The organism is Niallia sp. FSL W8-0635 (assembly GCF_038007965.1).
Taxonomy (GTDB): domain Bacteria; phylum Bacillota; class Bacilli; order Bacillales; family Cytobacillaceae; genus Niallia.
Window position 1 is genome coordinate 389,311 of record NZ_JBBOYD010000002.1, and the last position, 23,082, is coordinate 412,392.

Annotated in this window: 31 protein-coding genes; 7 read left to right on the forward strand and 24 right to left on the reverse strand. The window is 33.2% G+C overall.

Annotated elements, in window-relative coordinates:
* Positions 1–59: 59 nt before the first annotated feature.
* The gene (locus NYE52_RS24265) at positions 60–461 is read right to left on the reverse strand and encodes a DUF2892 domain-containing protein (RefSeq protein ID WP_016204405.1); all 402 of its coding nucleotides are present in this window, start codon (positions 459–461) and stop codon (positions 60–62) included.
* 111 nt (positions 462–572) lie between these two features.
* Between NYE52_RS24265 and NYE52_RS24270 the strand changes: the two genes are divergently transcribed.
* Positions 573–752 (forward strand): hypothetical protein, encoded by a 180-nt coding sequence (locus tag NYE52_RS24270; protein WP_016204406.1) that lies wholly within the window; start codon positions 573–575, stop codon positions 750–752.
* Here NYE52_RS24270 and NYE52_RS24275 read toward each other — a convergent pair.
* The 7 genes from NYE52_RS24275 to NYE52_RS24305 are packed head-to-tail and all read right to left on the reverse strand — an operon-like array spanning position 749 to position 4,548.
* Positions 749–1,528, reverse strand: coding sequence for a sulfite exporter TauE/SafE family protein (locus NYE52_RS24275; protein WP_019380822.1), 780 nt, complete (start codon positions 1,526–1,528; stop codon positions 749–751). The genes NYE52_RS24270 and NYE52_RS24275 overlap by 4 nt on opposite strands.
* A gap of 60 nt (positions 1,529–1,588) precedes the next feature.
* Positions 1,589–1,816, reverse strand: a complete 228-nt coding sequence (locus NYE52_RS24280) for a sulfurtransferase TusA family protein (protein WP_016204409.1) — start codon at positions 1,814–1,816, stop codon at positions 1,589–1,591.
* 11 nt (positions 1,817–1,827) lie between these two features.
* Positions 1,828–2,964 (reverse strand): MBL fold metallo-hydrolase, encoded by a 1,137-nt coding sequence (locus NYE52_RS24285; RefSeq protein ID WP_016204410.1) that lies wholly within the window; start codon positions 2,962–2,964, stop codon positions 1,828–1,830.
* A 13-nt stretch (positions 2,965–2,977) separates the two neighbouring features.
* Complete coding sequence (locus tag NYE52_RS24290; RefSeq protein ID WP_016204411.1) at positions 2,978–3,214, reverse strand: glutaredoxin family protein; 237 nt, start codon at positions 3,212–3,214, stop codon at positions 2,978–2,980.
* Positions 3,215–3,228: 14 nt separating this feature from the next.
* Positions 3,229–3,618: a DsrE/DsrF/DrsH-like family protein gene (locus tag NYE52_RS24295; RefSeq protein ID WP_016204412.1), complete on the reverse strand. Its 390-nt coding sequence runs from the start codon at positions 3,616–3,618 to the stop codon at positions 3,229–3,231.
* A gap of 16 nt (positions 3,619–3,634) precedes the next feature.
* Positions 3,635–4,207, reverse strand: a complete 573-nt coding sequence (locus NYE52_RS24300) for a sulfurtransferase TusA family protein (RefSeq protein ID WP_016204413.1) — start codon at positions 4,205–4,207, stop codon at positions 3,635–3,637.
* A 20-nt stretch (positions 4,208–4,227) separates the two neighbouring features.
* Entirely contained in the window at positions 4,228–4,548 is a 321-nt protein-coding gene (locus NYE52_RS24305) for a rhodanese-like domain-containing protein (RefSeq protein ID WP_016204414.1), read from the reverse strand.
* A 314-nt stretch (positions 4,549–4,862) separates the two neighbouring features.
* Here NYE52_RS24305 and NYE52_RS24310 point away from each other — a divergent pair, with 314 nt between their 5' ends.
* Positions 4,863–5,063 carry a hypothetical protein gene (locus tag NYE52_RS24310; protein WP_142385654.1) on the forward strand — a complete coding sequence of 67 codons (201 nt, stop codon included), beginning with the start codon at positions 4,863–4,865 and terminating at the stop codon, positions 5,061–5,063.
* Positions 5,064–5,193: 130 nt separating this feature from the next.
* Here NYE52_RS24310 and NYE52_RS24315 read toward each other — a convergent pair whose 3' ends face one another.
* From NYE52_RS24315 to NYE52_RS24345, 7 genes are all read right to left on the reverse strand, one after another.
* Positions 5,194–5,577 carry a DUF302 domain-containing protein gene (locus tag NYE52_RS24315; protein WP_019380820.1) on the reverse strand — a complete coding sequence of 128 codons (384 nt, stop codon included), beginning with the start codon at positions 5,575–5,577 and terminating at the stop codon, positions 5,194–5,196.
* A gap of 12 nt (positions 5,578–5,589) precedes the next feature.
* Positions 5,590–5,856 carry a class I SAM-dependent methyltransferase gene (locus tag NYE52_RS24785; RefSeq protein WP_142385655.1) on the reverse strand — a complete coding sequence of 89 codons (267 nt, stop codon included), beginning with the start codon at positions 5,854–5,856 and terminating at the stop codon, positions 5,590–5,592.
* Positions 5,849–6,181, reverse strand: coding sequence for a class I SAM-dependent methyltransferase (locus tag NYE52_RS24325; protein WP_250637168.1), 333 nt, complete (start codon positions 6,179–6,181; stop codon positions 5,849–5,851). Before NYE52_RS24325 ends, NYE52_RS24785 begins: the two co-directional genes overlap by 8 nt.
* 136 nt (positions 6,182–6,317) lie before the next feature.
* Positions 6,318–7,535: an MFS transporter gene (locus NYE52_RS24330; protein ID WP_016204419.1), complete on the reverse strand. Its 1,218-nt coding sequence runs from the start codon at positions 7,533–7,535 to the stop codon at positions 6,318–6,320.
* 48 nt (positions 7,536–7,583) lie between these two features.
* Positions 7,584–8,312 (reverse strand): MBL fold metallo-hydrolase, encoded by a 729-nt coding sequence (locus NYE52_RS24335; RefSeq protein ID WP_016204420.1) that lies wholly within the window; start codon positions 8,310–8,312, stop codon positions 7,584–7,586.
* A 19-nt stretch (positions 8,313–8,331) separates the two neighbouring features.
* Positions 8,332–8,985 carry an ArsR/SmtB family transcription factor gene (locus tag NYE52_RS24340; RefSeq protein WP_016204421.1) on the reverse strand — a complete coding sequence of 218 codons (654 nt, stop codon included), beginning with the start codon at positions 8,983–8,985 and terminating at the stop codon, positions 8,332–8,334.
* A 437-nt stretch (positions 8,986–9,422) separates the two neighbouring features.
* Positions 9,423–9,998, reverse strand: a complete 576-nt coding sequence (locus NYE52_RS24345) for a recombinase family protein (RefSeq protein ID WP_016204422.1) — start codon at positions 9,996–9,998, stop codon at positions 9,423–9,425.
* A 147-nt stretch (positions 9,999–10,145) separates the two neighbouring features.
* Between NYE52_RS24345 and NYE52_RS24350 the strand changes: the two genes are divergently transcribed.
* On the forward strand, positions 10,146–13,112 hold the full coding sequence (locus NYE52_RS24350; protein ID WP_341195288.1) for a Tn3 family transposase: 2,967 nt from the start codon (positions 10,146–10,148) through the stop codon (positions 13,110–13,112).
* A gap of 23 nt (positions 13,113–13,135) precedes the next feature.
* Here NYE52_RS24350 and NYE52_RS24355 read toward each other — a convergent pair whose 3' ends face one another.
* The 4 genes from NYE52_RS24355 to NYE52_RS24370 all read right to left on the reverse strand — a co-directional run bounded on the left by NYE52_RS24355 (position 13,136) and on the right by NYE52_RS24370 (position 15,452).
* Complete coding sequence (locus tag NYE52_RS24355) at positions 13,136–13,294, reverse strand: hypothetical protein (RefSeq protein ID WP_161798415.1); 159 nt, start codon at positions 13,292–13,294, stop codon at positions 13,136–13,138.
* A gap of 125 nt (positions 13,295–13,419) precedes the next feature.
* On the reverse strand, positions 13,420–13,632 hold the full coding sequence (locus NYE52_RS24360; RefSeq protein ID WP_016204426.1) for a hypothetical protein: 213 nt from the start codon (positions 13,630–13,632) through the stop codon (positions 13,420–13,422).
* 150 nt (positions 13,633–13,782) lie between these two features.
* The gene (locus tag NYE52_RS24365; RefSeq protein WP_047944574.1) at positions 13,783–14,373 is read right to left on the reverse strand and encodes a cell wall hydrolase; all 591 of its coding nucleotides are present in this window, start codon (positions 14,371–14,373) and stop codon (positions 13,783–13,785) included.
* A 173-nt stretch (positions 14,374–14,546) separates the two neighbouring features.
* Positions 14,547–15,452 (reverse strand): C39 family peptidase, encoded by a 906-nt coding sequence (locus NYE52_RS24370; RefSeq protein WP_016204428.1) that lies wholly within the window; start codon positions 15,450–15,452, stop codon positions 14,547–14,549.
* Between the two features lie 171 nt (positions 15,453–15,623).
* Between NYE52_RS24370 and NYE52_RS24375 the strand changes: the two genes are divergently transcribed.
* Positions 15,624–15,917 carry an AbrB/MazE/SpoVT family DNA-binding domain-containing protein gene (locus tag NYE52_RS24375; protein WP_040344032.1) on the forward strand — a complete coding sequence of 98 codons (294 nt, stop codon included), beginning with the start codon at positions 15,624–15,626 and terminating at the stop codon, positions 15,915–15,917.
* A 108-nt stretch (positions 15,918–16,025) separates the two neighbouring features.
* Here the strand turns inward: NYE52_RS24375 and NYE52_RS24380 are convergent, their stop codons facing one another.
* The 3 genes from NYE52_RS24380 to NYE52_RS24390 form a co-directional block, all read right to left on the reverse strand.
* Positions 16,026–16,205, reverse strand: coding sequence for a DUF2933 domain-containing protein (locus NYE52_RS24380; RefSeq protein WP_016204430.1), 180 nt, complete (start codon positions 16,203–16,205; stop codon positions 16,026–16,028).
* An 88-nt stretch (positions 16,206–16,293) separates the two neighbouring features.
* Complete coding sequence (locus NYE52_RS24385; protein WP_016204431.1) at positions 16,294–17,241, reverse strand: metal ABC transporter solute-binding protein, Zn/Mn family; 948 nt, start codon at positions 17,239–17,241, stop codon at positions 16,294–16,296.
* Between the two features lie 122 nt (positions 17,242–17,363).
* A complete protein-coding gene (locus NYE52_RS24390; protein WP_047944573.1) occupies positions 17,364–18,629 on the reverse strand; it encodes a murein hydrolase activator EnvC family protein in 1,266 nt (421 codons plus the stop codon).
* Between the two features lie 264 nt (positions 18,630–18,893).
* On the opposite strand from NYE52_RS24390, the gene NYE52_RS24395 reads away from it, so the two are divergent.
* The 3 genes from NYE52_RS24395 to NYE52_RS24405 are packed head-to-tail and all read left to right on the forward strand — an operon-like array spanning position 18,894 to position 21,513.
* Entirely contained in the window at positions 18,894–20,276 is a 1,383-nt protein-coding gene (locus NYE52_RS24395) for a HAMP domain-containing sensor histidine kinase (protein WP_016204433.1), read from the forward strand.
* Positions 20,273–20,956 carry a response regulator transcription factor gene (locus NYE52_RS24400; protein ID WP_047944572.1) on the forward strand — a complete coding sequence of 228 codons (684 nt, stop codon included), beginning with the start codon at positions 20,273–20,275 and terminating at the stop codon, positions 20,954–20,956. Before NYE52_RS24395 ends, NYE52_RS24400 begins: the two co-directional genes overlap by 4 nt.
* On the forward strand, positions 20,953–21,513 hold the full coding sequence (locus NYE52_RS24405) for a TVP38/TMEM64 family protein (protein WP_016204435.1): 561 nt from the start codon (positions 20,953–20,955) through the stop codon (positions 21,511–21,513). Before NYE52_RS24400 ends, NYE52_RS24405 begins: the two co-directional genes overlap by 4 nt.
* A 93-nt stretch (positions 21,514–21,606) precedes the next feature.
* On the opposite strand, the gene lgt is transcribed toward NYE52_RS24405, so the two are convergent.
* Positions 21,607–22,410, reverse strand: coding sequence for a prolipoprotein diacylglyceryl transferase (gene lgt / locus NYE52_RS24410; protein ID WP_016204436.1), 804 nt, complete (start codon positions 22,408–22,410; stop codon positions 21,607–21,609).
* A 40-nt stretch (positions 22,411–22,450) separates the two neighbouring features.
* The gene (locus NYE52_RS24415; RefSeq protein WP_016204437.1) at positions 22,451–23,038 is read right to left on the reverse strand and encodes a DUF1405 domain-containing protein; all 588 of its coding nucleotides are present in this window, start codon (positions 23,036–23,038) and stop codon (positions 22,451–22,453) included.
* Positions 23,039–23,082 lie beyond the last annotated feature (44 nt).

Sequence of the window (23,082 nt, forward strand, 5' to 3'; positions counted from 1 at the left end):
TTTTCATAATAAAAGAACACTCATAAAGTCACGAGTGTTCTATAAAAAATAACCCAATATCAGCTTTTATTTAGTATCTTCTTTAATGCTTCCTTCTCTTCAAATATTTCTGTTGCAGTCCTAACGCCAAGTCTCCTTATCAGTGGTAATGGAGGACACCACCCCTGTAAAGAATGTTGGATCATAAATACACTTGTTATTCCTGACAATGCCATCCATTTTTTATTGCTTAATAATCCAAGTAAAGATGATATCAATACAATTGATGCAAAGTTAAGTTCTAAAACTCTTTCGGTATCCCATTCATAATTTAATTCTTTAATACGTTTATCTATTTCTTTTTCAGTTTTCCCGTAGTAATTGTTGATATTATGTGCAGTTTTTCGTTCTATATCATTATTGATTCTATCATCTGTGTTTAACTTTACTTTAGTCGTAGTTGGTGGAAATAGATCTCTCATACATTCCCATCCTCTCGTTGATTGGTATATAAACCCATTGAGTTTTTTAAATAAATCTTCTACAATACCTAGTATAACAATAGGAATTAATGGGTATAGGAGGAACCTAATATGAAACGTTTTTTCAAATCTTTTTTCAATGAAAAATGCCCTACTTGTAATAAAAATTTAGTCAGCGATAAAACGAACTCATTACTCTCAATTGTAATCAAATCATGTCCAGATAATCATTTTCAAAAGGAATATCATCCTGCACTTGAGACATACGTTGAAAGTAATAAGGTCTCTTAAAATAAAATATCAGACCAAATTTTAATTGAAGTAGCTAATATGAGTAATGCCAAAATCCATTGTAGGATTTTGGTATTTATTTTTTTACCAAAATTAGCACCAAGTGGCGAAGCGATTAGGCTTGCTACAACCATGATTAACGCTGGATAATATTCGACTTGACCTGTTGTAATTTTCCCAACAGTTGCACCAATAGACGAGATAAACGTAATAGCTAAAGAGGTCGCTATCGTCATTCTAGTTGGAATTTTCAGCACTACGAGCATGATAGGAACTAAAATGAACGCACCAGCAGCACCAACAATTCCCGCACCCACCCCAACAATTAATGCAAGAACAGCTGCGAGCCATTTATTAAACTTCACCTGATCATGTGGGATCTCATCGATTCCTTTTTTAGGTAAGAACATCATCACAACGGCGATTAAAGCTAGAATTCCATATACAATGTTAATTCCACTTTCGGTCATGAGCTTTGAGCCATATCCACCAATAAAACTACCAATTAATATGGCAACACCCATGTATATAATTAACGTTTTATTCAAGTACCCTCCTTTTCTATAAGCCCATACTCCCCCTATTGTGGCGAAAAAAACTTGTACGGCGCTAATTCCAGATACCTCATGTGCACTAAATGCAGCTAATCCAAACAGTGGTGGAATGTATAAAAGCATGGGATATTTAATAATCGATCCACCAATTCCTACCATTCCGGATATGAAGGATCCAATAAAACCGATAAGGAATATAACCACGATAAATCCAATATCCACTTTCTTTTTCCTCCAATCAAAGGGGGAGGGTAACCGTTTAAAGGTACCTTCCCCTAAATTCTATCCTTTTTTTAACCAGAACTTATAAACACCATTTTCTTCTTCATCTTTTAGCAATTCGTGTCCACCCGATTGTGCCCATGCAGTCAAGTCATTTTTTGCCCCTTTATCTGTTGCATGAATCTCAAGGATCTCTCCTGAACTTAATGAATCCATTTCCTTTTTTGTTTTTACAATTGGCATTGGACAAGCTAGCCCTTTTGCATCTAATACTTTTGTTGCTTCCATCTCTTTTCCTCCTATCTCACTGCACAGCGATTTGGTCCAATTTCCATTTCCCTTTGTTGTTCTTCTTCTGGTTTGATTTTACCCATATTTGTCTCACGAATTTCTTGGTATGAATTCGGCTGTGGCGGAAGATTTTCTGTCACCGTTTTTCTGAATTCAGCTTCATCATTAATATTTAATCCATGATTTTGTTGATAAAGTACACCAAGTTTTTCTGAAATACTTCCATCATCATTCATTTCGTTAATTCCCATGTAATGGGCAGGTAAGACTAGAAGATTATCAGCTAGCTCTTTGTAACGTTGATAAAGGGTATTTCTTAAATCTCCTACCCAGTCTTCAGCTTTACCAGCTAGATCAGGGCGACCAATGGAATCAATAAATAAAATGTCACCTGTTAACAAATATTGATCATCAACGACAAAAGATGTACTACCAATGGTATGCCCAGGAGAGTAAATGGCTTTTATGGTTGTCTGTCCAACCTTGTATTCATCGCCGTCATTAATTTGTGAGTAGTTAAATGTGACTTCTTTAGCATCCTTTGGTGGTAAATAATAGGTTGCACCATGTTTTTCAGCAAGTTCTCTACCACCAGAAATATGGTCAGCATGCAAATGAGTATCTAAAACGTGTGTTAACGTAATATTATGTTCCTTTATCATCTCTTCATATGGAGACAACATTCTGTTAGTATCAATTATTGCCCCTTTTCCGTCAGACTCAATTAAATAGGAAAGGCAGCCTTTTCCAATCCGTACAAATTGAAAGATGCTTCCTCCATTTTTCAAATCACCAATCTTTATTGGCTCAAGGTGTTCACTCCAAGCCTTCATTCCGCCTTCTACTGAGTAAACATCTGTAAACCCCTGTTCCATTATTTGTTCGGCGACAAATTCTGATGCACCACCTTTAGCACAAATGACATAAATTTCTTTGCTCTTTGGTAGTTTATCTAATATTGAATCGACTCCTTCTAATAATTCAACGTAAGGAGAATTGATTACCTCTATATTGCGCCCTTCTATTTTCCAATCGTCAAAATCGCTGGTATTACGGGTATCAAGGATGAAAAGGTCTTCATGATTAATGACTTTCTGGGCTAAATCTTTAACAGATATTGTTTTCAGAGCTGTTGTTGTTCCCATGTGTCTCCTCCTTTTACTTTTCTAAAAGTTGAGTAATCGTTTCCGGATCATACCCTAAAACCCACTCACCACTAATTTCAATTTGAGGGACTCCCATCTGACCTGTTGTTTCAACCAATTTATCTCCTGCTGCAGGATCTTCTTGCACATTTACTTCTTTAAATGCGACACCTTGCTCATTTAAAAAGTTTTTTACCATTACACAATAGGGACAAGTGTTTGTGGTATAGACAGTAACATTCTTATTCATCATTCTTCACTCCTTTAGAACGTTAGCGTTACGTCAGCATCTTTAGCAAACGCTAAAAAGGTAACTGCACCGCCAACATCAATCCCTTCTACAAAATGCTCTTTTTCTAAACTCATAACATCCATTGTCATTTGGCACGCAATCATTTTCACACCCATCTCACTCGCCATTGCAACAAGCTCTTCAACTGGTGGAACATTCGCTTTTTTAAATCCTTCTTGATAATGTTCTGTTCCTGTAGGCATTGGCAAATTTTTATGACCTTCTTTATGAATGAGATTTAAGCCTTCAAATGTAAAAAAGATTCCCACTTCAGCATCAGTAGCAGCTGCAGCCGTTGCAATATTGAATACTTTATAGGCATCAAACATCCCACCGTTTGAGGCAATGATAGCTACTTTCATTATTATTCCTCCTTGTTTAATGATTTTTATCGATAGGTCCTGTCCAGTCTTTCATTCCAGGAACTACATTTTTAACGTTGTTAAAGCCTTTTTCGGTTAACTTTTGTGCAGCAAAATCACTACGACTACCCGTTCTACAAATGACATGTAGATTGTCTACATTGTTAAGTTCCTCAAACCGATTTTCTAATTCACCAAGTGGGATATTAATAGCACCCGGTACATGACCGAATGCATATTCAGCCGGTTCTCTCACATCTAAAACAGTTATTTTTTCATTTCCATCTAATTTCTTTAATAATTCATCTAAATGAACCACATCCGGATGTTTTGCTTCAGGTTTTTCTTCTTCTGAACGAACTTTTCGAAGATAATGTTTTAAGGTCTCTCCCTCTTCTACAGTTCCTAAATACTGATGACCGGTACTAGAAGCCCAAGCCTTTAAATCAGCTGTTGAACCTTTATCGGTAGCTTGAATTTCCATCACTTCACCTGGTTCAAGGGTGTTCATTTCTTTTTTTGTTTTTACAATTGGCATCGGGCAAGCCAGTCCCTTTGCATCTAACACCCTATTAACTGTAACTTCCATTGAGATTCCTCCTTCTTGGGTTACGGTTTTTCGACTTCATCTTCCCAATTAAGCATTCCACCAACCATATTTTTCACTTTATACCCCTTATCTTGCAAAAATTCAGCAGCCATTCCACTCCGATTCCCCGATTGGCATACCATAAAATGCTCCTTGTCTTTGTCAATTTCATGTAATCGATTTTCAAGCTCTCCTAAAGGAATATGGTAAGCACCTGGGATTCTCCCTTGTGCAACTTCTTCATGTTCACGAACATCGATAATACTTTGTGCTTTTCCTTGCCTTACTTTTTCAGATACTTCTTTTGGTAAAATCTCAGCAACTTTTGACTTAGTATTCATTTCGTCACTCCTTATGTTGAAGTAATACAAGTCATACTTAGAATTCTCTTTTATCGGTTAAATATGTTTATTTGCCACGTCCATATAAATCCAAAATAAGCTTCTAATTGTAACTTTTATCACACTAATTGATTTTAGTAATGTTAATATCACAATACTAACAGGGGTATAAAGTTGAACTGGAGTGATTAAAATGAATAAAAAAATAATAATAGTAGGTGGAGTTTTAGGTGGAGTTTAATTTTGTTTGAAATATTAGGTGGATTAACCTTAGGGCTATAAAAGACATTTATTCGGGAAAGCAGTAAAAGTGAATGTCTAAACAAGGAGGAAAACAAATGAAAATAAAAACAAATCAACGTGTCGTTGCCGTTTTAGCCTTACTCCTTCTTGCCGGATATGGTGGCATCGATCATATGATGTACTCTGGTGGCATAAGCCCAAATATGTATGCTGGACATGATGGCAGTACCGGAAATGCAAGATGGCATGATAGAAATATTTCAAAGTCCTGAAATGATAGATACGATAAATAAAATAGTAAACGAAAAATAAAAAAAAGGACGGCGATAGTTTTTTATCGTCGCCCGTTTTTTTCAAACTAGTTATAAAATATTTATTTCTTGACAGGCAAATTCACAGTTTCTATATACTTTTATTAATACAATTAATTAAACGATCCTCAATATCTTTTGCAAGCTTTATGATTTCATCATTATTCACAAGCTTAATAAGTGCTGTTGGTCTAGGCATCCCTATCTTAGTTTGCCCATTGTCACTGTAAACAACAATTTTACATGGTAAAAAATACCCCACTAATAAGTTTTCATTTAAAACTCTCTGAGCTTCATGTGGATTACAGACTTCTAAGACCTTATATTCCTGATTAAAATCTAGTCCCTTCTCTTGAAGTTTGTCTTTGATATCAAACATCCACAAAACGCCAAACTTCTCTTCTTTCAAATTAGTTTCTAAACTTGTTACTGCTTCATTAATACTCTTTTTTGTTTCAACGGTATAGTCAAACATTTTTTATCCTCCTTAAAATTTAATGTTTTTAGCAATTATTGCATAAATTGATTGATTTAAATGCACAAGTTTTGGATGAAAGCCGTTTTGTTCTAATAACTTTTTCATGGTTATAGACGGTACTTTCTGTTCTATTGAAGGTCCTATCTCTGATTCCACCGCTTCCCATTCTAACAATACAAACATTCCACCTGGCTTTATAATCCTACGAATTTCTCCGAGTGCAGCTTTTATATCAGGCACTTCATGTATGACAAAAGCTATTAACGCTTTATCTATCTACAATATTCTTTTCCAATTTTATATCCTCAAGATTACTTTCAACATACCTGATATTACTTATGTTCTCCTTTTCTGCACGTTCCATTAATAATTTCAACATCCTGGGTTCAATATCTACAGCATAAACCATCTTAGATTTTTTCGTTAGTGAAAGTGTAAAATAGCCGTTACCCGCACCTAGATCAGCGACATTTTCAAACTCTTCAAGTTCTAATAATTCCAATGCCTTATTGGGTGTTATAAGCTTTTTTCTCTTTGGATCAAAGAGCCTATATGCTCTATTTGGATCAGTTCGATGAGACAGAATCATCCCCCCTTCCATTATATACGTATACCCGTAATGGTATATATTAATTATAAAATGAGTAATAAGATACTACAAGCCTTAAGTTTGGTCTTTGTCGTACATTGAGTAGGATTTTTCAATAAATCTTTTATATTGATTCAATACTCTGTTCCTACCTTATTAATGTTTCATTCATTCGAACTGCTGTTATGATTCCTGCAATTAGAGGTAATAGAGCAACTAAACCAATTGCCCAACTAATATTAAGCATATCTGCAATAAATCCTGCAAATAATGCTCCAAATGCATATCCACTATCTCTCCAAAAACGATAAACTCCCATTGATGAGGCTCTCCATTCTGGTTGTGCTATATCACTAATTGAAGCTTGTAAGGTTGGATATACCATTGCGGTTCCTAGTCCTAGAAGAATAGCTGCTATGAACCATAGGCTATATTCGTTTACAAATAAAATCATCCACAGAGAAAGAGCTTGAAGCCACATTCCACCAACAATGAACCACTTTCGTCCGATCTTATCACTTAACGCTCCGGTAAACAGTTGGAAAAATCCCCATGAAGCTGGATAAATCGCAACTAACACTCCAATTTCTGATACGGTTAAGCCAACACCTGTAAAGAATAATGGGAAGAGTCCCCAAGCCATACCATCTTTAAGGTTTGTGCTTAATCCTGCAAAAGTGATGCTAGATAAACTTTTATTCTTAAACGTAGTTATTTTGAACACTTCTTTTGCAGATAAAGTCGGACCATTATTGGATGATTTTGTTTGAAGCTTTATATGTTCTTCTGTATCTCTTACAAGTAATGATAAGATAAAACCGATTACCACAATAATAATACCTAAATAAAATGGTTCGGGGCGGTTAGAAAAATTTGTTGCAACAAAACCAGAGACACCAGCCATTACAGCTACTCCTATATACCCTGCAAATTCATTTAACCCTACAGCAAAACCTCTTTGAGTAGGTTTCGATAAATCAATTTTCATATTTACGGTCATGGACCAAGATAATCCTTGGTTGATACCTAAGAAAATATTTGCAACTACAATCATCCACCATGAGGTCGCAAATATAACCAGCAAAGGAACTAATAAGCCGATACTCCAACCGATAAGAAGGACTTTCTTTCTTCCTAATCGGTCTGCGATAGCACCTGCAAAATAATTCACAATAGCCTTTGAAAATCCAAAACTAATAATAAAAGATAATGCCGCACTAGCCGATGCCAAACCAAAATCTTCTTCACCAATAATCGGGAGAATGGTTCTTTCTAAACCAACCATTGAACCAACAAAGAAGTTCGTAACAACTAGAAGTATGAAATTTATTAAATTTTCTTTAATTCCAATTTGTACTTTACTCAAACCATTCACCTCCAAAAAGGGAGAACCAAATAGAGGTTCTCCACTTTATTATTTTCCTTGATTTGTTTTTCTCATCTCTTTAAAACCTTCTGGTTGTGGTGGTACGTTCGTTGTCATAAAATCAACAAATTCCTTCTCGTTATCAAATCTCATTGCTTCATTGTGACGTTTTTCAAATCCAATGGTTGAAGAAGGTTTCCCACTTAAACCACGTCCACAAACTGATCCTGAAAACGCTCCAGGATAAATTTCAACATGGTCTTCTAATTGAGTGATCTTTTTTAAGCTTTGATACAAATCTTTTGCCCCTTCTTCAATAGATACAGCCAATTCAGTTCTACCTGCATCTCCAACCATTAACGTATGACCTGTTAAGACAAACCAAGGTTCATCAGCTCGACGTTTATCAGAAACCACGATAGAAATGTGCTCTGGTGTATGACCTGGGGTATGCAAGAACTTTAATAGTGTATTTCCAGCTAATAATTCATCCCCGTCTTCTACTGGAGTAAAGTTAAAGCTTGTTTCTGCTGAAGAATGAAGGACATATTTTGCACCTGTTTTCTCAGCTAATTTTCTTGCACCTGATACATGGTCAGCATGAAGATGTGTATCAATTACATAAACAATATTCATGCCTAACTTTTCAGCTTCTTCTACATAAAAATCAACTTGATCTTCTAGTGGGTCTACCACCACTCCTTGTGATTGACTTCCACACCCAAAAAAATATGATGCTGCTACTGGATTAGTGTGTAAATATTGACGAAATAACATTTTTAATTCCTCCTTAAAATTAATGAATATAATCAGATTGTTTCCACTCATGAACCCCTTCTTCCATGCGATAAGCTTCGTATCCAAGGGAGTTTAATGTTTCTACTGCTTGTGTTGCAAAAGCACAATAAGGTCCACGACAATAAGCAATTATTTTTTTATCTTTTGGAAGAGAAGAAATATGCTCCTCTAGATCTTCAACAGGTATCGATAGAGCTCCCGTAATATGTTGATTTTTATATTCATCTTCTGGTCTAACATCAATTAGAACAGCCTCACCATTTTGTATCTCTTTCAACATATCTTTAAGATGAACCATTTTAATCCTTTCATCTCTTCCTATATAACCTTTTCTTACGTGTGTAATATCACTAAACTGCATTTCGGCTAAATTTTTAATCGAATGCAGGAGTTCAATTACGTTATCATCTGTTAAAGAGTAGAATACAAAGTTTTTATCCTTACTAAATTTAACTAATCTAGCCTCTAGTAGTGCCTGAAGGTGTTTTGATGTATTTGCTACAGACATCTTTGCTTCTTTGGATAACCTCTCCACTGTTTTTGGTCCTTGAGATAAATAATCTAATAACTCAAAGCGCTTAGGACTAGATAGAGCTTTACTAATTCGAGCAAATTGACTGTAAACAAGATCTTTAAATTCTCTAGGTTCCATATAATCACCTCTAATCTATTCAACTTATTGATTGAATAGTTGAATTGTATAATATATGATTTAATTTGTAAAGTGGTTTGCTAAGTGGAAAAATATAGTTTGAAAAATTTAATGTATTTTATTATTAACCAAGCTGAGAAGATTAAATGATATATAAAGTTAATAATGAAACTAGGAAGGATATGCTTTAGCCAAAATGTTTGCTGCAATCGTTAGATTTTCCGAAGAGGTATAGGGTCTTTTTATTTATAAAAAAACACCGCAAACCACGGTGGAAAAAGAAAAACCATTAATAATGGATAGCTGTTTATCTCTTTTTATTTCTGCTATCTTTCTTGCAATAACTTAATTTAAGACATTATTTATTGCGCAGTATTTAGTCTACTACGTAATTAGAGATACTCCACAATCGGGGCCTTATATGGAATAAGGAGTGACTAATTGTTCACTTCTGACAGCTTTCTATATAATGAAGCCCTAGATACATTTGTAATTTCACAAATTTGATTTACAGTCATATTTCCTTCTTTATATAGCTTTACTGCATAATTCATTCCTGCGTGATTTTTATGATATTTCTTTAACCGTCCTTTAAACTTCCCTTCTTTCTTTGCGAGCTCAATTCCTTCACGCTGACGCAAACGAATAAGGTCTCGCTCTAATTGGTTAACACCAGCCATTACCGTAATTAAGAATTGGCTGTATGGATTATCTTCTGATAAATCTAGCCATGTATCCTTAAGTGATTTTAAGCTTGCCTTTTTATTTCGTATTAAATCAATCAATTCAAATAAATCTTGCGTACTTCGAGTGATCCGAGTTAAATCTGTAACATAAATAACGTCACCTTCCTGTAAATCCTCTAACATTTTTTGAAGTTGTTCACGATCCTTTGTGGCTCCTGAAATTTTTTCTTCATAAATAATATCCATTCCAATTTCGTTCAATTGCTGAAATTGCCTTGAAGGATTTTGGCTAGTCGAACTGACGCGTATATAACCGATTTTCTGCAAAATTTCACCTCGTTTTTGAGACAAGTCTTATGAGACACTCTTAACTATGATTTTATCAGTCTACTATACTTGTATCAATAGAGTACACTCTATTGATATATAATTAAACTAATTAACTGAAAAATTACAGAAATGGGATGAGACTATATGAAAATTGCGAGAGGTAGAGAATTACTTACACCAGATCAGAGACTTGCTTTAATGCAAATCCCTGAAGATGAATGGGTATTGGGAACCTACTACACTTTTTCCAAACGAGATTTAGAAATTATAAATAGGCGAAGGAGAGAAGAAAATCGTTTAGGGTTCGCAGTTCAATTGGCCGTTCTTCGGTATCCCGGATGGCCATACACTCATATCAAAAGCATCCCAGATTCCGTCATACATTATATATCGAAACAAATCGGTGCCACACCATCCACGATTAGTCTTTATCCTCAAAGAGAAAATACACTTTGGGATCATTTGAAAGAAATTCGAAGTGAATACGACTTTGTAACTTATACTCTAAAAGAATATCGAATGACATTTAAGCATCTTCATCAAGTAGCTTTGGAAAATGGTGATGCCATACATTTACTACATGAATGCATAGATTTTCTAAGAAGAAATAAAATCATATTACCTGCTTTCACCACACTTGAGAGAATGGTGTGGGAGGCAAGGGCGATGGCTGAAAAGAAGCTATTTAACATGGTTAATCAATCTCTAACAAAAAAGCAAAAAGAAAAGCTGGAAGAGGTCATTACTTCGCAGCATCCATCCGAATCCAATAAAACGATATTGGGTTGGTTAAAGGAACCACCAGGTCATCCTTCACCCGAAACATTTCTAAAAGTAATAGAACGACTCGAATACATACGAGGAATGGAGTTAGAAACGGTACAAATTAGTCATTTGCATCGCAATCGCCTGTTACAGCTATCTCGCTTAGGTTCAAGATATGAGCCTTATGCATTCCGTGACTTTCAAGAAAATAAACGATATTCGATATTAACCGTCTATTTATTACATCTTACTCAGGAGTTAACGGATAAGGCATTTGAAATTCATGACAGACAAATACTAAGTCTGTTATCAAAAGGCCGTAAGGCGCAAGAAGAAATTCAGAAACAAAACGGTAAAAAGCTAAATGAGAAGGTAATACACTTTACGAACATCGGACAGGCTTTAATCAAAGCAAAAAAGGATAAACTAGATGTTTTTGAGGTTTTGGAATCTGTTATTGAATGGAATTCTTTTGTTTCTTCTGTAGAAGAAGCTCAGGAGCTTGCACGTCCTGCTGACTATGATTATTTAGACTTACTGCAAAAACGCTTTTATTCACTTAGAAAATATACGCCGACGCTATTAAGAGTATTAGACTTTCATTCTACAAAGGCAAATGAGCCACTTTTACAAGCTGTAGAGATTATCCGAGGAATGAATGAATCTGGAAAGCGAAAAGTACCTGATGACTCACCAGTGGATTTTATTTCAAAACGTTGGAAAAGGCATTTATACGAGGATGATGGTACAACAATTAATCGTCATTACTATGAAATGGCTGTTTTAACGGAACTTCGGGAGCATGTTCGGGCAGGAGATGTTTCCATTGTTGGTAGCAGGCAATATAGAGATTTTGAGGAATATTTATTTTCAGAAGATACATGGAATGAAGCGAAGGAGAATACGAGATTATCAGTTAGTTTATCATTCGAAGATTATATGACGGAGAGAACCAAAAGTCTTAATGAAAGGTTAAAGTGGTTAGCTGCCAATTCCGTTAAGTTGGACGGAGTTTCTCTTGAAAAAGGAAAGATATCAATTGCACGCTTGGAAAAAGATGTTCCGGAAGAAGCAAAAAAATTTAGTGCGAGCCTGTATCAGATGCTCCCAAGAATAAAATTAACCGATTTACTCATGGATGTTGCTTATATAACAGGATTTCATGAACAATTCACTCATGCTTCCAATAATCGAAAACCGGATAAAGAAGAAACGATTATTATTATGGCAGCCCTTTTAGGAATGGGAATGAATATTGGTTTGAGTAAGATGGCTGAAGCAACACCCGGACTTACATATAAGCAACTAGCCAATGTATCTCAATGGCGCATGTATGAAGATGCCATGAATAAAGCACAAGCCATATTAGTAAATTTTCATCATAAATTACAATTGTCTTCCTATTGGGGCGACGGTACAACATCCTCATCGGATGGTATGAGAATGCAGCTAGGTGTTTCATCACTACATGCAGATGCAAATCCACATTATGGAACCGGAAAAGGAGCAACCATCTATCGTTTTACTAGTGATCAATTCTCTTCTTACTACACCAAGATTATTCATACTAATTCAAGGGATGCGATTCATGTTTTAGATGGTTTGTTGCACCATGAGACGGATCTAAACATAGAAGAGCATTATACAGACACAGCCGGTTATACAGACCAAATATTTGGACTGACTCATTTATTAGGATTTAATTTTGCTCCAAGAATAAGAGATTTATCAGATTCGAAATTATTTACAATAGATAAAGCAAGTGAATATCCAAAATTAGAAGCCATTTTACGTGGACAAATAAATACAAAGGTCATTAAAGAAAATTATGAGGATGTTTTGCGATTAGCTCATTCTATACGAGAAGGAACAGTTTCAGCATCCCTTATTATGGGGAAATTAGGTTCTTATTCAAGACAAAACAGCCTAGCTACAGCCTTACGTGAGATGGGACGAATAGAAAAAACTATCTTTATTCTTAATTATATTTCAGATGAATCTTTAAGAAGAAAAATACAAAGAGGATTGAATAAAGGAGAATCTATGAATGGACTGGCACGAGCTATTTTCTTCGGAAAGCAAGGAGAGCTTAGGGAACGAACCATACAGCATCAATTGCAAAGAGCCAGTGCCTTAAACATAATCATCAATGCCATCAGTATCTGGAATACTTTACATCTAACAAAAGCAGTTGAATATCAAAAACGGTCAGATAGTTTAAATGAAGAATTATTGCACCATATGTCACCTCTAGGTTGGGAACATATTAATTTATTAGGAGAATACCATTTTAATTCCGATAAAAAAGTTTCGTTAGATTCTTTAAGACCATTGAAACTTTCTTAACGTTGTTAAAAATAGAGAATTCGTCAGGAAAATAGGCTTATCGTTGTAAATCCGCATTTTCCTGACGCTACCCCTAATATCTGTTTTCTTTGTGATAAAGGCAGATTTGTAACATCGTCATTATTGGCATAAAGTACGTCAAAGACTCCATACTGAATAGGATTTGTATTTTTGGATGACATAAATCTTTCCATCATGGATTTTATCTTTATCTTATAAATTCATAATAAACAAAGTAGTTATCATTAAATTTCAATCAGAAAATTTTGTTATATCTTGTTGGTTGCTTTTTTCTCATCTATTTCATTTATTGTTGCTTGTCTTTGTCTATACTATTATTAATAAGTTTTACTTTTCCTTTTTTATTTAATTCTTCATTAATATCTTCTTTTTCCTCTATTCTTAGAAATAGTAGCCGAGTTAAGGGAATTTTAACTGTGCAGGCAGCCTGGAATGACATGAAAATAGACGAATTGTACGGCTTTGTCCCACAGGCAGTTGTTTCGTTTCCTACTGGCATAATTGTATTGTCCCACCTATGTTGACATATACAACAAGAGCTACGTAGGATGTAATAGTTATATACATGTTTATAACTCTAATAAAATCGAATTTGTCAAAATACTTAAATTTAACAAAAACACAAAGGGGGCCCCTTTGTGTTTCATCCTTACTTTGCAAAAGTATGATTTCCAATTCTCACCGTTACTTCTTTAGTTAGAATCCACTCACTTTTTGCTGTTTGGGGGTTGTAAAAATACAGGGATCCGCTCCCTTTTCCTCTATATGCTACTGCCTCATCTACTGCTCTATAATCTATAGTGGTTGGATTATTATTTATTTTTCCATTTTGGACTGGAGAAAAAGCATAATAGCCATTAGAACGTTCATAAATTACTTCTCTTATTGTATTTGGGAAAATGTCACTATCTACACGATTTAAAACTACAGTAGCTACTGCAACTTTTCCAGCATAAGGTTCCCCTTGTGCTTCGGCAAAAACCAATTGAGCTAATAAAGTTCTTTCACTTGCGGTAATTGGTTCTGGTAAACTTAATCGTTGTCCTACATGTAATTTATTATCTTTTAAATTATTCGCTATTTGTATAGATCCTATAGGAACTCCACTTTGCTGACTTATTTTCCACAGAGTATCTCCAGATTTTACTGTGTAAAGAGACGCTGCTTCTGTATTTTCTCCAAAAAAGGATGACAATAATATTACTAGAAACACAGAATATAAAAATTTATTCGATTTCATATATACCTCCTAGTATTAATGTCCACAGGAATCATATTATCAACGAAACTATCTATTTACTACCTCCAATATTTTCCCATTCACTTTAAGACGATACTATTAAGGTTTCTTATATGTGGCACATGTTTCCACTTGTACTATTACACTGTTAATAAATTAAGAATCTATTTTTCTTAATCATACTTTAAGGAAAGAGCTTGACTCCCCATTTGTTTCCACGCATCTATAAAAGGACCTAATGGTTCTTTTTTGTTTTTTTCACCACTAATGGGATCATTAAAATATACAAAAGATTCATCATATCCTGTAATTAACACCGAATGTTCTTTATAGGTTATTTTTACTTTTCCATTTGGCGTCTCCCATTCTTCAAAGGATGAGTTAGGTAATTTTTTATAGGTTGTATTCGTTATTATCCAAACAGGCCTTTCTTTTGAAAGATATAATTTTAGTTCCTCAAACTGTTTTCCTGTTAGATTATCTATTTTGTTTGGTAAATACTCTTCCGCCAACTCTATTATAGGCTTATGATAAACTCCATAGCCTGGTTTGCTATAAGAATACATATCTCCAATATATCCATCATTGGGATCTCCCCAATGTATCTTTCCATTTTTAGTTGATAATGGTGTCTTATCTCTTTCTATTTTTTTAGCGAGTTCCATTTTATCCGTTTTAACTTGATAATATTGTAAGAACATTGCTAAACTAGTCACTTCACAGCCCCTAGGTAACTCAGGAAACTGTTTTATTATAGGTGCATCTAGTAAAATTTCCTTCTTAATTGTATCAACTTTTTTAGATGGTTGATTTACTTCCTTAATGATGTCCTCAACTTCTTTAGGCTCTTCTTCTCCCTTTTTCATCATAAATTCCGGTAGTGGTATATCTACAATTACTTCTTTACGTAATATCCTCTTTAGTTTGCCATTATCAATACTAAATAAAGAAAATAGTATAATTAAATATAAAGTAGTAAGAGAAATTATAACTATATTAGTTCTTTTTACAAGTAATATTATTAAAACACTTGTAATCAACAAACTTATCATAATTAAGATAATAAACTGAAGTTTCATCGCTATTCTCCTAATAAATTTATAAATTAATAACTTAGTAATTTAAGTTTATAATCAAATCATCAAAAAAGTATGGAGAAAGAATGTTATCTTAAATCTGCACAATTTCTTCAATAATGACTTCTATAATAGAAAAAAATATTATTCAAGAGAAATTAAAAAGGTGTGGAAATGACTGTGTATAAAAGGAGAATTTATAATAATGGACAAATTGCTGTTCCTAAAAAATTACAGAAACAGTTGAACTTTAATGCTGGAGACCTTTTATTTATATATATACTAGACAAATCCATCATAATAAAAGCAAACCATGATAATAAAGATTTAAATCAATGTTATTTAAGTGGAAATCGTATTTCTATACCCAAGGAAATAAGAAATATACTGGGAATAACAAGTGATACACCACTTATTATGGGTATTACAGATGATAAAAATGGAATTTTTATAAAGATTGAAATATAATGCAATAAATTTTTATCCTTCAATTTTTTCTTAATCATTGAGAAAACAAAAAAGAACACCTTAAGTGAAATCAAAACTAAGGTGTTCTTTTTTATATTACATATATCATCATTTAGGCGAAAGTTCATTTAGTTTCCTATGCAATTCCCTATTTTCATTTTCTAATTTAATGACTCTTTTATCTAATTTATTATTATTCCTATTATGACTATGTCCTCCATGACTTTTCATCATAAATAACATCATAATTGGACATACAAGTACTAGCAAAATAGATAACCATTCCATTTTTATCACTCCTTTACTTTTTATTAGAATAATGTTAAAACAAGGATTTTTTATCGAGAAATTATGAACATATTTTTAACTTTCATTTTTATTGAGTAGCTAATTTTAATGTTGCTAAATTTTCTCGCATTACCGAAAAGTAATCATCTCCTTTTTTTATTTCTTTATTTGTTAGACCTTCAATGGGATTTAATGTTAAAGATTTTGCACCAATAGTATCTTTAACTGTTTCTGCTACTTTTGGACTTACTAAAGTTTCAAATAATATATAATTTATTTGCCTTTCATTAGCAAAACTTATTAATTCTTTAAGCTTTTTAGGAGATGGCTCATCGGATGGAGAAATTCCTGTAATCGCTATTTGTTCCAATCCATATCTATTAGTCAAATAACCAAATGCATTGTGCGAAACTATTACTTCTTTTCGAATAGGATTAGATAATGCTTCAGTATATTCTGAATTTAATTCATCAAAGTTAACAGCAATTTTGTTAAAGTTCTCTTCATAAACAACTTTTCCATCTGGGTCCAGTTTAATTAGCTCTTCCTTAATAACTTCAGCTATTTGCTTAGCTCGTATAGGATCTAGCCAAAAATGGGGATCGTATGTTTTATCTTCCTGGTCTTCTTTATCATTTGGTTCCGTACTCTCACCAGTTTCTCTTAAAGTCAATAAATCAACATATTCACTAGAATTAATAATCTTTTTATCTTTCGTATCAATACTTTTTATCGTATCTGTTACCCAACTTTCATACCCAGCACCATTGTATATAAATAAATCAACTTCATTTAGATTTGCCAAATCTTTTGGTGATGGTTCATAATCATGTGGCTCAATACCCGGTTGCACAAGATTTATAACTTTAGCTCGGTCCCCTGCTATCTTAGTTGTAAAATCATATAAAGGGTAAAAGCTGGTCATTATTTTTAAACTTTCATCAGCAGTTTTTTCATTTGTGTTTTGGTTGTTATTACAAGCAGCCAAAAAAATAACCGATACAACAAACAAGATAAAAATTTTACTTTTAAACATGGTTTCTCCTCCAAGATTCAATCTTTAAAGTAAGTAATTCTAAAAAAAACATTAACCTAATTAACACTTCTTTAATCAAGTTAATGTTTAAAATAATTTAATTGTATGATTTGATTGATGATTTATATTGAAATATAATCGAGTGGGTTAACAGCATTCGATTTGGATGCATTCCACTGACCTTTATGAAGTTCAAAATGCAAATGCTGACCAAAAGATTGTCCAGTGTTCCCCATAATTCCTACTTGTTGCCCTTTGGAAACAGATTCCCCTGTCTTAACTACTCTACTATCCATGTGCGCATAAACAGTTGTATACACCTGACCATTAATTGAGTGAGAGATAAAGACTACATTACCGTAACTTGTGGAATAATAAGATCTACTAACAACCCCATCAGCAGCAGCAACAATTGGCACATCAGCACTGTTAGCAATATCTATACCAGCATGAAACTTGTTCCATCTTTCACCAAGGGTGGATGTTAATCGTCCTTGAGCTGGAGTTGTCCATACCCCTTTGGTCTTTTTAGAAACATTTGTGTTCGCTTTAATACTACTAGAAGTACTTTTTGCTTCATTTTCTTTTTTAGTAGCTACTTGAGTTTTCTTCTCAGATTCTATTTTTATAGCTTTTTCGATAGCTTCCTTTTGAGAATCAAGTAATGAATTTTGTTCTTCTAAACTTAGTTTTTCATTTTCTAAATCTTCTTCTTTGTCCTTTAGAGATTGCATAATATCATCTTTATTTTTCTTTTGTATATCTAATTCGCTTTTTAGTTTCTTTTGAGACTCGCCATAATTTTCAAGTTTCACTAACAGATCTTTTGCTTCATTTTCCTTATCTTCTAACACTTTTTTATCATCCATATGTTGTTGGATTAAATCCTGATCTGCAGTAATTATTGTTGTTACCGCACCCGCTCTATCTAAAAAATCACTAAAACTCTGTGAGCCTATTAAAACATCCAAATAGTAAATAGTCCCAATCTCTTGATAAGATCGAGCCCTTTCTTTTAACAACTCTTCGCGTTGTTTTATTCGTTCCTTAAGAGTTTTTATTTCTTCATTTAATTTTTGAATTTTTATATTTGCATTTTTTATATTTTCATCATTTTCGCGTATTTTACTATTCGTTTCTGTTATTAACATATCTAAACGTTTAATCTCATCATTTATTTTATCTTGTTCTGTTTTTATGTTATCAAGCTCTTCCTCTGCTTGTTCTAAACCATCTTGGACTTTACTACGATTTTCTAGTATATTGAGTTTTTTATTTTGTAAATCTTCCTCAGAAGATGCTAATGCAATAGAAGTTGTATTAGTTAATGCTAATGAGGCTGCAATTCCGAACGTTATAACAGATGTCTTAATCAATAATTTACTCATTCGAATGTCCTTTCTTTATCAATCTCTAATAACAAGCAAAATTATAACATCACTTTTTGTCGAATTTGGAGATGAAAAATATTACAATTATATTTCACTGTAATATTCTGATAAAATTCAAGGAGTAATTTACCACTAAGAAGTTCATAATAAAACTTTATTCACTAATATAAACGTTTGGTGAATCACACATTTAACTCCCTGCATAATTTCTTCATATAATTGGAGTATTATAAAAAATATAAAATAAATTCAGGTGACCTAATGAAAAAACTTTCCATAAAACTAGGGATTCTATTTTTCATAATCATTTTTGGCTTAGAAGCATTTATGTTTTCTTATCTTCATAGCTCTTTAGTTAATGTGAGAATTGAGGAAGAGCTATCCGCTTTACAAGCAAGGGGTAATTCTCATAGAGATATTCTAGAGAAACATTTTGAAGAAGATTCCATTAGTCACGTTATTTTAATGGAATCAGAAGCTTTAACTGATGTAGTAATTGTTAATCAAAAAGGTGATATTTTGGGAACATCTTTTGACAATAATAATTACAAAAAATATTTAATTCAGCAAAAAAAGGAACTAAAGAGTGAAGGGAAAGTTGTTGAAGATGACTGGAAAAATAAACCTTACATTATTACTTTAAGTCCGATAATGCAAAAAAATGAAACTATAGGATATGTCTATATGTACCAAGAGACAGCATCCATACACACTTTAATTGGAAGGTTAAATGAACATTTTGTTCTTGCTGGTATAATTGCGCTTCTTTTAACTTTCGTTGTGATTGTACTGCTTACTAGAGCATTGACTAAACCACTCGTAAAGATGAGGGAAGCGACTTATCAAATAAGTAAAGGAAATTTTTTAGTTGATCTTCCTAGGACAAGTAATGATGAGTTAGGTGAACTAGCAGTTTCCATAAAAGAATTAGCTAGAGACTTAAATTTCTTAAAGAAAGAAAGAAATGATTTTTTAGCAAGCATTTCCCATGAACTTAGAACACCGTTGACTTATATAAAGGGTTACGCAGATATTTCCCTAAGAAAAAATATTGAAGAAGAAGAAAAAGAAAAGTACTTACAAATTATTGTAGAAGAATCAAATAGACTTTCTTCTTTAATAGAGGACTTATTTGAGTTAGCCAAGATTGATAAAAATACATTTCTCATTCAGAAGCAACAAATAAATTTAAATGAACTTTTAGGAAAACTACAAATAAAAATGTTTCCCGCCTTTAAAGAAAAAGAAATTGATTTAACAATTTTTTGTCCTAAAACCACTTCTTTTTATGGAGACCCAGCAAGAATGGAACAAATTTTATTCAACTTATTGGATAATGCTATGAAGTATTCTCCAGTGAAGAGCAAAGTAGATGTTATGGTTAGATTCAGAAAAAAAGAAACGGAAATAACGATAAAGGATAATGGAAAAGGAATACCGGAGGAAGATCTACCTTATATTTTTAATCGTTTTTACCGTGTTGATAAATCAAGAACAAGATCACTAGGTGGATATGGGCTAGGATTATCGATTGTCCAAGAATTGGTCCAAGCACAAGAAGGAACAATAAGAGTGGAAAGTAAGCTTAATATCGGAACAACATTTATTCTAACATTTAAAAATCTTGGAGGAGAAATCAAATGAAAAGCATCTTAATTGTAGATGATGAACAGCAAATGCTTGATCTAATTGCTCTATATTTATTACCACTAGGCTATAATTGCAAAAAAATAAGTTCTGCGATGGATGCTTTACTTTATTTAGAATCGAACACCGTTGATCTTATATTATTAGATTTAATGATGCCTGATATGGATGGCTGGGAAGCATGTATAGAAATAAAAAAATACTGGGACACCCCAATAATAATGCTTACTGCAAGAACAGATAAAAAGGATGTTGTAAAAGGCTTAAATACAGGAGCAGATGACTATATATCCAAACCTTTTGATGGGGAGGAACTTGTTGCTAGAATAGAAGCAGTATTAAGAAGAAAGGGTAATAGGTTGGAATTAATACAGTTTGACGGTTTAACCTTAGATCAAGAGTCTTTTGAATTACACTATCAGATGAAGAATATACCTCTTACTCCTAAGGAATTTGCACTTATGAAGCTATTTCTCCAAAACCATAATAAGGTGTTCACAAGGGACCATCTTATACACTCCATATGGGGCCATGGCGTAGAAACAGAAGATAGAACTATAGATTCTCACATAAGAAACTTGCGTGATAAACTTAGGAAGGCTGGTTTTCCATCAGAGGAATATTTATTAACAGTTTGGGGCGTTGGATACAAGTGGATTGGAAAAGAATCTGATTGAGGGACCTTTTTATAGAGTATTTACCAGGAAACCCCTTAATTATAGCCACTGTTACTATAATTGCAAATATTATAATAGCAATTTTTGGAGTTCTTCCTAGTGCTTTTCTTACTACTATAAATATTATTTATTTTGATTTAAAATTAGCAATTATTATTTCAATAATTGGTGAATCATTAGGTGCTATAGTAAGTTTTATCTTATATCGTAAAGGATTAAATCGCTTTACTGCTAATTATAAGATAAGAAGTCACTTCTTAAAAAAGTTACAAAGCACAACTGAATCTAAAGCCGTAATACTTATAATCCTGTTAAGAATTCTTCCTTTTATTCCTTCAGGTGCCGTGACATTAACCGCAGCATTAAGTAGCATTAGAATTATCCCTTTTACTATAGCTAGTACAATAGGAAAAATCCCATCGCTTCTAATTGAAGTTTATTCCATTAATAAGGTATTCAGCATCAATTCATCTGGATGGAAAGAGACAATAATATATTGCTCACTAATCCTGTTATTAATATATATTTTAAAAGAGTTTAGAAAAAAAAGAAAATAAAGCAATAAGATGAAAAATGGAGATTAAGACACTTATCATAGAAAAAACAACAAAAATAGGCTTCCGAAAACAAGGAGCCTATTTTTGTATACTTTACATTATCCCACTTTTGTATGCCTTCCTTCTTCTATACCAGATTAATAGGACAGCGGAAATAAAGAATATCAAAGAAATTACTTGTGCAACACGTAAGTTAGTTGTAAGCATTAAGCTATCCGTTCTTAACCCTTCAATAAAAAATCTCCCAAAAGAATACCACATTATATAAACTAAAAATAGTTCTCCCTTTTTAAGGAAAACAATTCTTCTAGCAACAATTAATAAAGTAAAACCAAGAATATTCCATAAGGATTCATACAAAAAAGTGGGATGATAGTACGTACCGTCAATATACATTTGATTAATAATAATATCCGGCAAATTTAAATTCTCCAGAAAATCTCTAGTAACCTTGCCGCCGTGAGCTTCCTGGTTCATAAAGTTCCCCCAACGCCCTATTGCCTGACCTAGTATAAGACTAGGTGCAGCAATGTCAGCCAATTGCCAAAAGGATAAACCTTTCTTTTTAGCAAAAAACCAAGCCGTTAATGCCCCTCCAATAATAGCTCCATGTATGGCAATACCACCTTCCCAAATTGCAATGATATCCCCTGGATTTTCCGAGTAATATTCCCATTTAAATAAAACATAATAAAGTCGGGCACTAAGAATGGAAATCGGTATAGCCCATAATAAAAGATCCGAAAAAGTATCTTTAGGAAGACCTTGTCTTTTAGATTCTTTTGTAGCAAGAATCCAACCAAGAAGTAAACCAGCTCCAATAATAATTCCATACCAATAAACAGTGAAAGTTCCAATTTCAAAAGCGACTCTATTTAGCGGTTGAATATTTTCCACAAAGATTCACCTCGTTTAAATTTTTAGATTAGCCAAAATTTCAAATTTCCGATATTGCTTTTTTCCTTCTTATACAAAGAACATACGTAATGCTGATTGAAAATACACTTAACCAGAAAGTAAAATAGCCTATTTGCGGAATATAATTGTCTAGTACGCTGTATCTTGGCATCATTTTAAATAGGTAATCAATCACATCATTATGAAGAGTCCAAATTGCAGCAACTACTAGATGCCAACCTTTTATTTTATAGGAGTTTTTATATAATAAACCCTGGATTGCCATTGCTCCATGGGAAAAAATCAGCATGTAACTAGACCAATCTAAATAGCCTATTTCTATCAGAACTAATAAATTCATTACAACTGCCCATATTCCATATTTCAATAGTGTTACTATAGCTAGTGCCTCAAACAGAGGTAAGTTAGTTTTCAAAAATAAAGCAATTAATACAAAAACAAAAAATAAACTAGCTGTTGGGCTATCTGGAACAAAAATTAGATATTTATTAGGTGTAACTGATAGTTGGCCTCCATACCATAAAAATCCATATAATGTGCCTATAATATTAACTACTAACAGAATAAACAATGCCTTTCTATTTGTAAGTAATGAAGTAAAATTCAAATGATACACTTCCTTTCCAATAGGTTACTATCATTAATTAGCAG

What these genes read in the sequence shown, in the direction of transcription:
- NYE52_RS24380 (WP_016204430.1), bottom strand. Translation starts at nt 16,205, where the DNA reads ATGGAATGGTTATCTATTTTGCTAGTACTTGTATGTCCAATTATGATG.
- NYE52_RS24360 (WP_016204426.1), bottom strand. Translation starts at nt 13,632, where the DNA reads ATGCCAGTAGGAAACGAAACAACTGCCTGTGGGACAAAGCCGTACAAT.
- NYE52_RS24310 (WP_142385654.1), top strand. Translation starts at nt 4,863, where the DNA reads ATGTCTAAACAAGGAGGAAAACAAATGAAAATAAAAACAAATCAACGT.
- NYE52_RS24390 (WP_047944573.1), bottom strand. Translation starts at nt 18,629, where the DNA reads ATGAGTAAATTATTGATTAAGACATCTGTTATAACGTTCGGAATTGCA.
- NYE52_RS24265 (WP_016204405.1), bottom strand. Translation starts at nt 461, where the DNA reads ATGAGAGATCTATTTCCACCAACTACGACTAAAGTAAAGTTAAACACA.
- NYE52_RS24290 (WP_016204411.1), bottom strand. Translation starts at nt 3,214, where the DNA reads ATGAATAAGAATGTTACTGTCTATACCACAAACACTTGTCCCTATTGT.
- NYE52_RS24280 (WP_016204409.1), bottom strand. Translation starts at nt 1,816, where the DNA reads ATGGAAGCAACAAAAGTATTAGATGCAAAAGGGCTAGCTTGTCCAATG.
- NYE52_RS24355 (WP_161798415.1), bottom strand. Translation starts at nt 13,294, where the DNA reads ATGTCATCCAAAAATACAAATCCTATTCAGTATGGAGTCTTTGACGTA.
- NYE52_RS24315 (WP_019380820.1), bottom strand. Translation starts at nt 5,577, where the DNA reads ATGTTTGACTATACCGTTGAAACAAAAAAGAGTATTAATGAAGCAGTA.
- NYE52_RS24350 (WP_341195288.1), top strand. Translation starts at nt 10,146, where the DNA reads ATGAAAATTGCGAGAGGTAGAGAATTACTTACACCAGATCAGAGACTT.
- NYE52_RS24375 (WP_040344032.1), top strand. Translation starts at nt 15,624, where the DNA reads ATGACTGTGTATAAAAGGAGAATTTATAATAATGGACAAATTGCTGTT.
- NYE52_RS24285 (WP_016204410.1), bottom strand. Translation starts at nt 2,964, where the DNA reads ATGGGAACAACAACAGCTCTGAAAACAATATCTGTTAAAGATTTAGCC.
- NYE52_RS24300 (WP_016204413.1), bottom strand. Translation starts at nt 4,207, where the DNA reads ATGGAAGTTACAGTTAATAGGGTGTTAGATGCAAAGGGACTGGCTTGC.
- NYE52_RS24335 (WP_016204420.1), bottom strand. Translation starts at nt 8,312, where the DNA reads ATGTTATTTCGTCAATATTTACACACTAATCCAGTAGCAGCATCATAT.
- NYE52_RS24305 (WP_016204414.1), bottom strand. Translation starts at nt 4,548, where the DNA reads ATGAATACTAAGTCAAAAGTTGCTGAGATTTTACCAAAAGAAGTATCT.
- NYE52_RS24385 (WP_016204431.1), bottom strand. Translation starts at nt 17,241, where the DNA reads ATGTTTAAAAGTAAAATTTTTATCTTGTTTGTTGTATCGGTTATTTTT.
- NYE52_RS24370 (WP_016204428.1), bottom strand. Translation starts at nt 15,452, where the DNA reads ATGAAACTTCAGTTTATTATCTTAATTATGATAAGTTTGTTGATTACA.
- NYE52_RS24400 (WP_047944572.1), top strand. Translation starts at nt 20,273, where the DNA reads ATGAAAAGCATCTTAATTGTAGATGATGAACAGCAAATGCTTGATCTA.
- NYE52_RS24395 (WP_016204433.1), top strand. Translation starts at nt 18,894, where the DNA reads ATGAAAAAACTTTCCATAAAACTAGGGATTCTATTTTTCATAATCATT.
- NYE52_RS24295 (WP_016204412.1), bottom strand. Translation starts at nt 3,618, where the DNA reads ATGAAAGTAGCTATCATTGCCTCAAACGGTGGGATGTTTGATGCCTAT.
- NYE52_RS24340 (WP_016204421.1), bottom strand. Translation starts at nt 8,985, where the DNA reads ATGGAACCTAGAGAATTTAAAGATCTTGTTTACAGTCAATTTGCTCGA.
- NYE52_RS24325 (WP_250637168.1), bottom strand. Translation starts at nt 6,181, where the DNA reads ATGGAAGGGGGGATGATTCTGTCTCATCGAACTGATCCAAATAGAGCA.
- NYE52_RS24365 (WP_047944574.1), bottom strand. Translation starts at nt 14,373, where the DNA reads ATGAAATCGAATAAATTTTTATATTCTGTGTTTCTAGTAATATTATTG.
- NYE52_RS24270 (WP_016204406.1), top strand. Translation starts at nt 573, where the DNA reads ATGAAACGTTTTTTCAAATCTTTTTTCAATGAAAAATGCCCTACTTGT.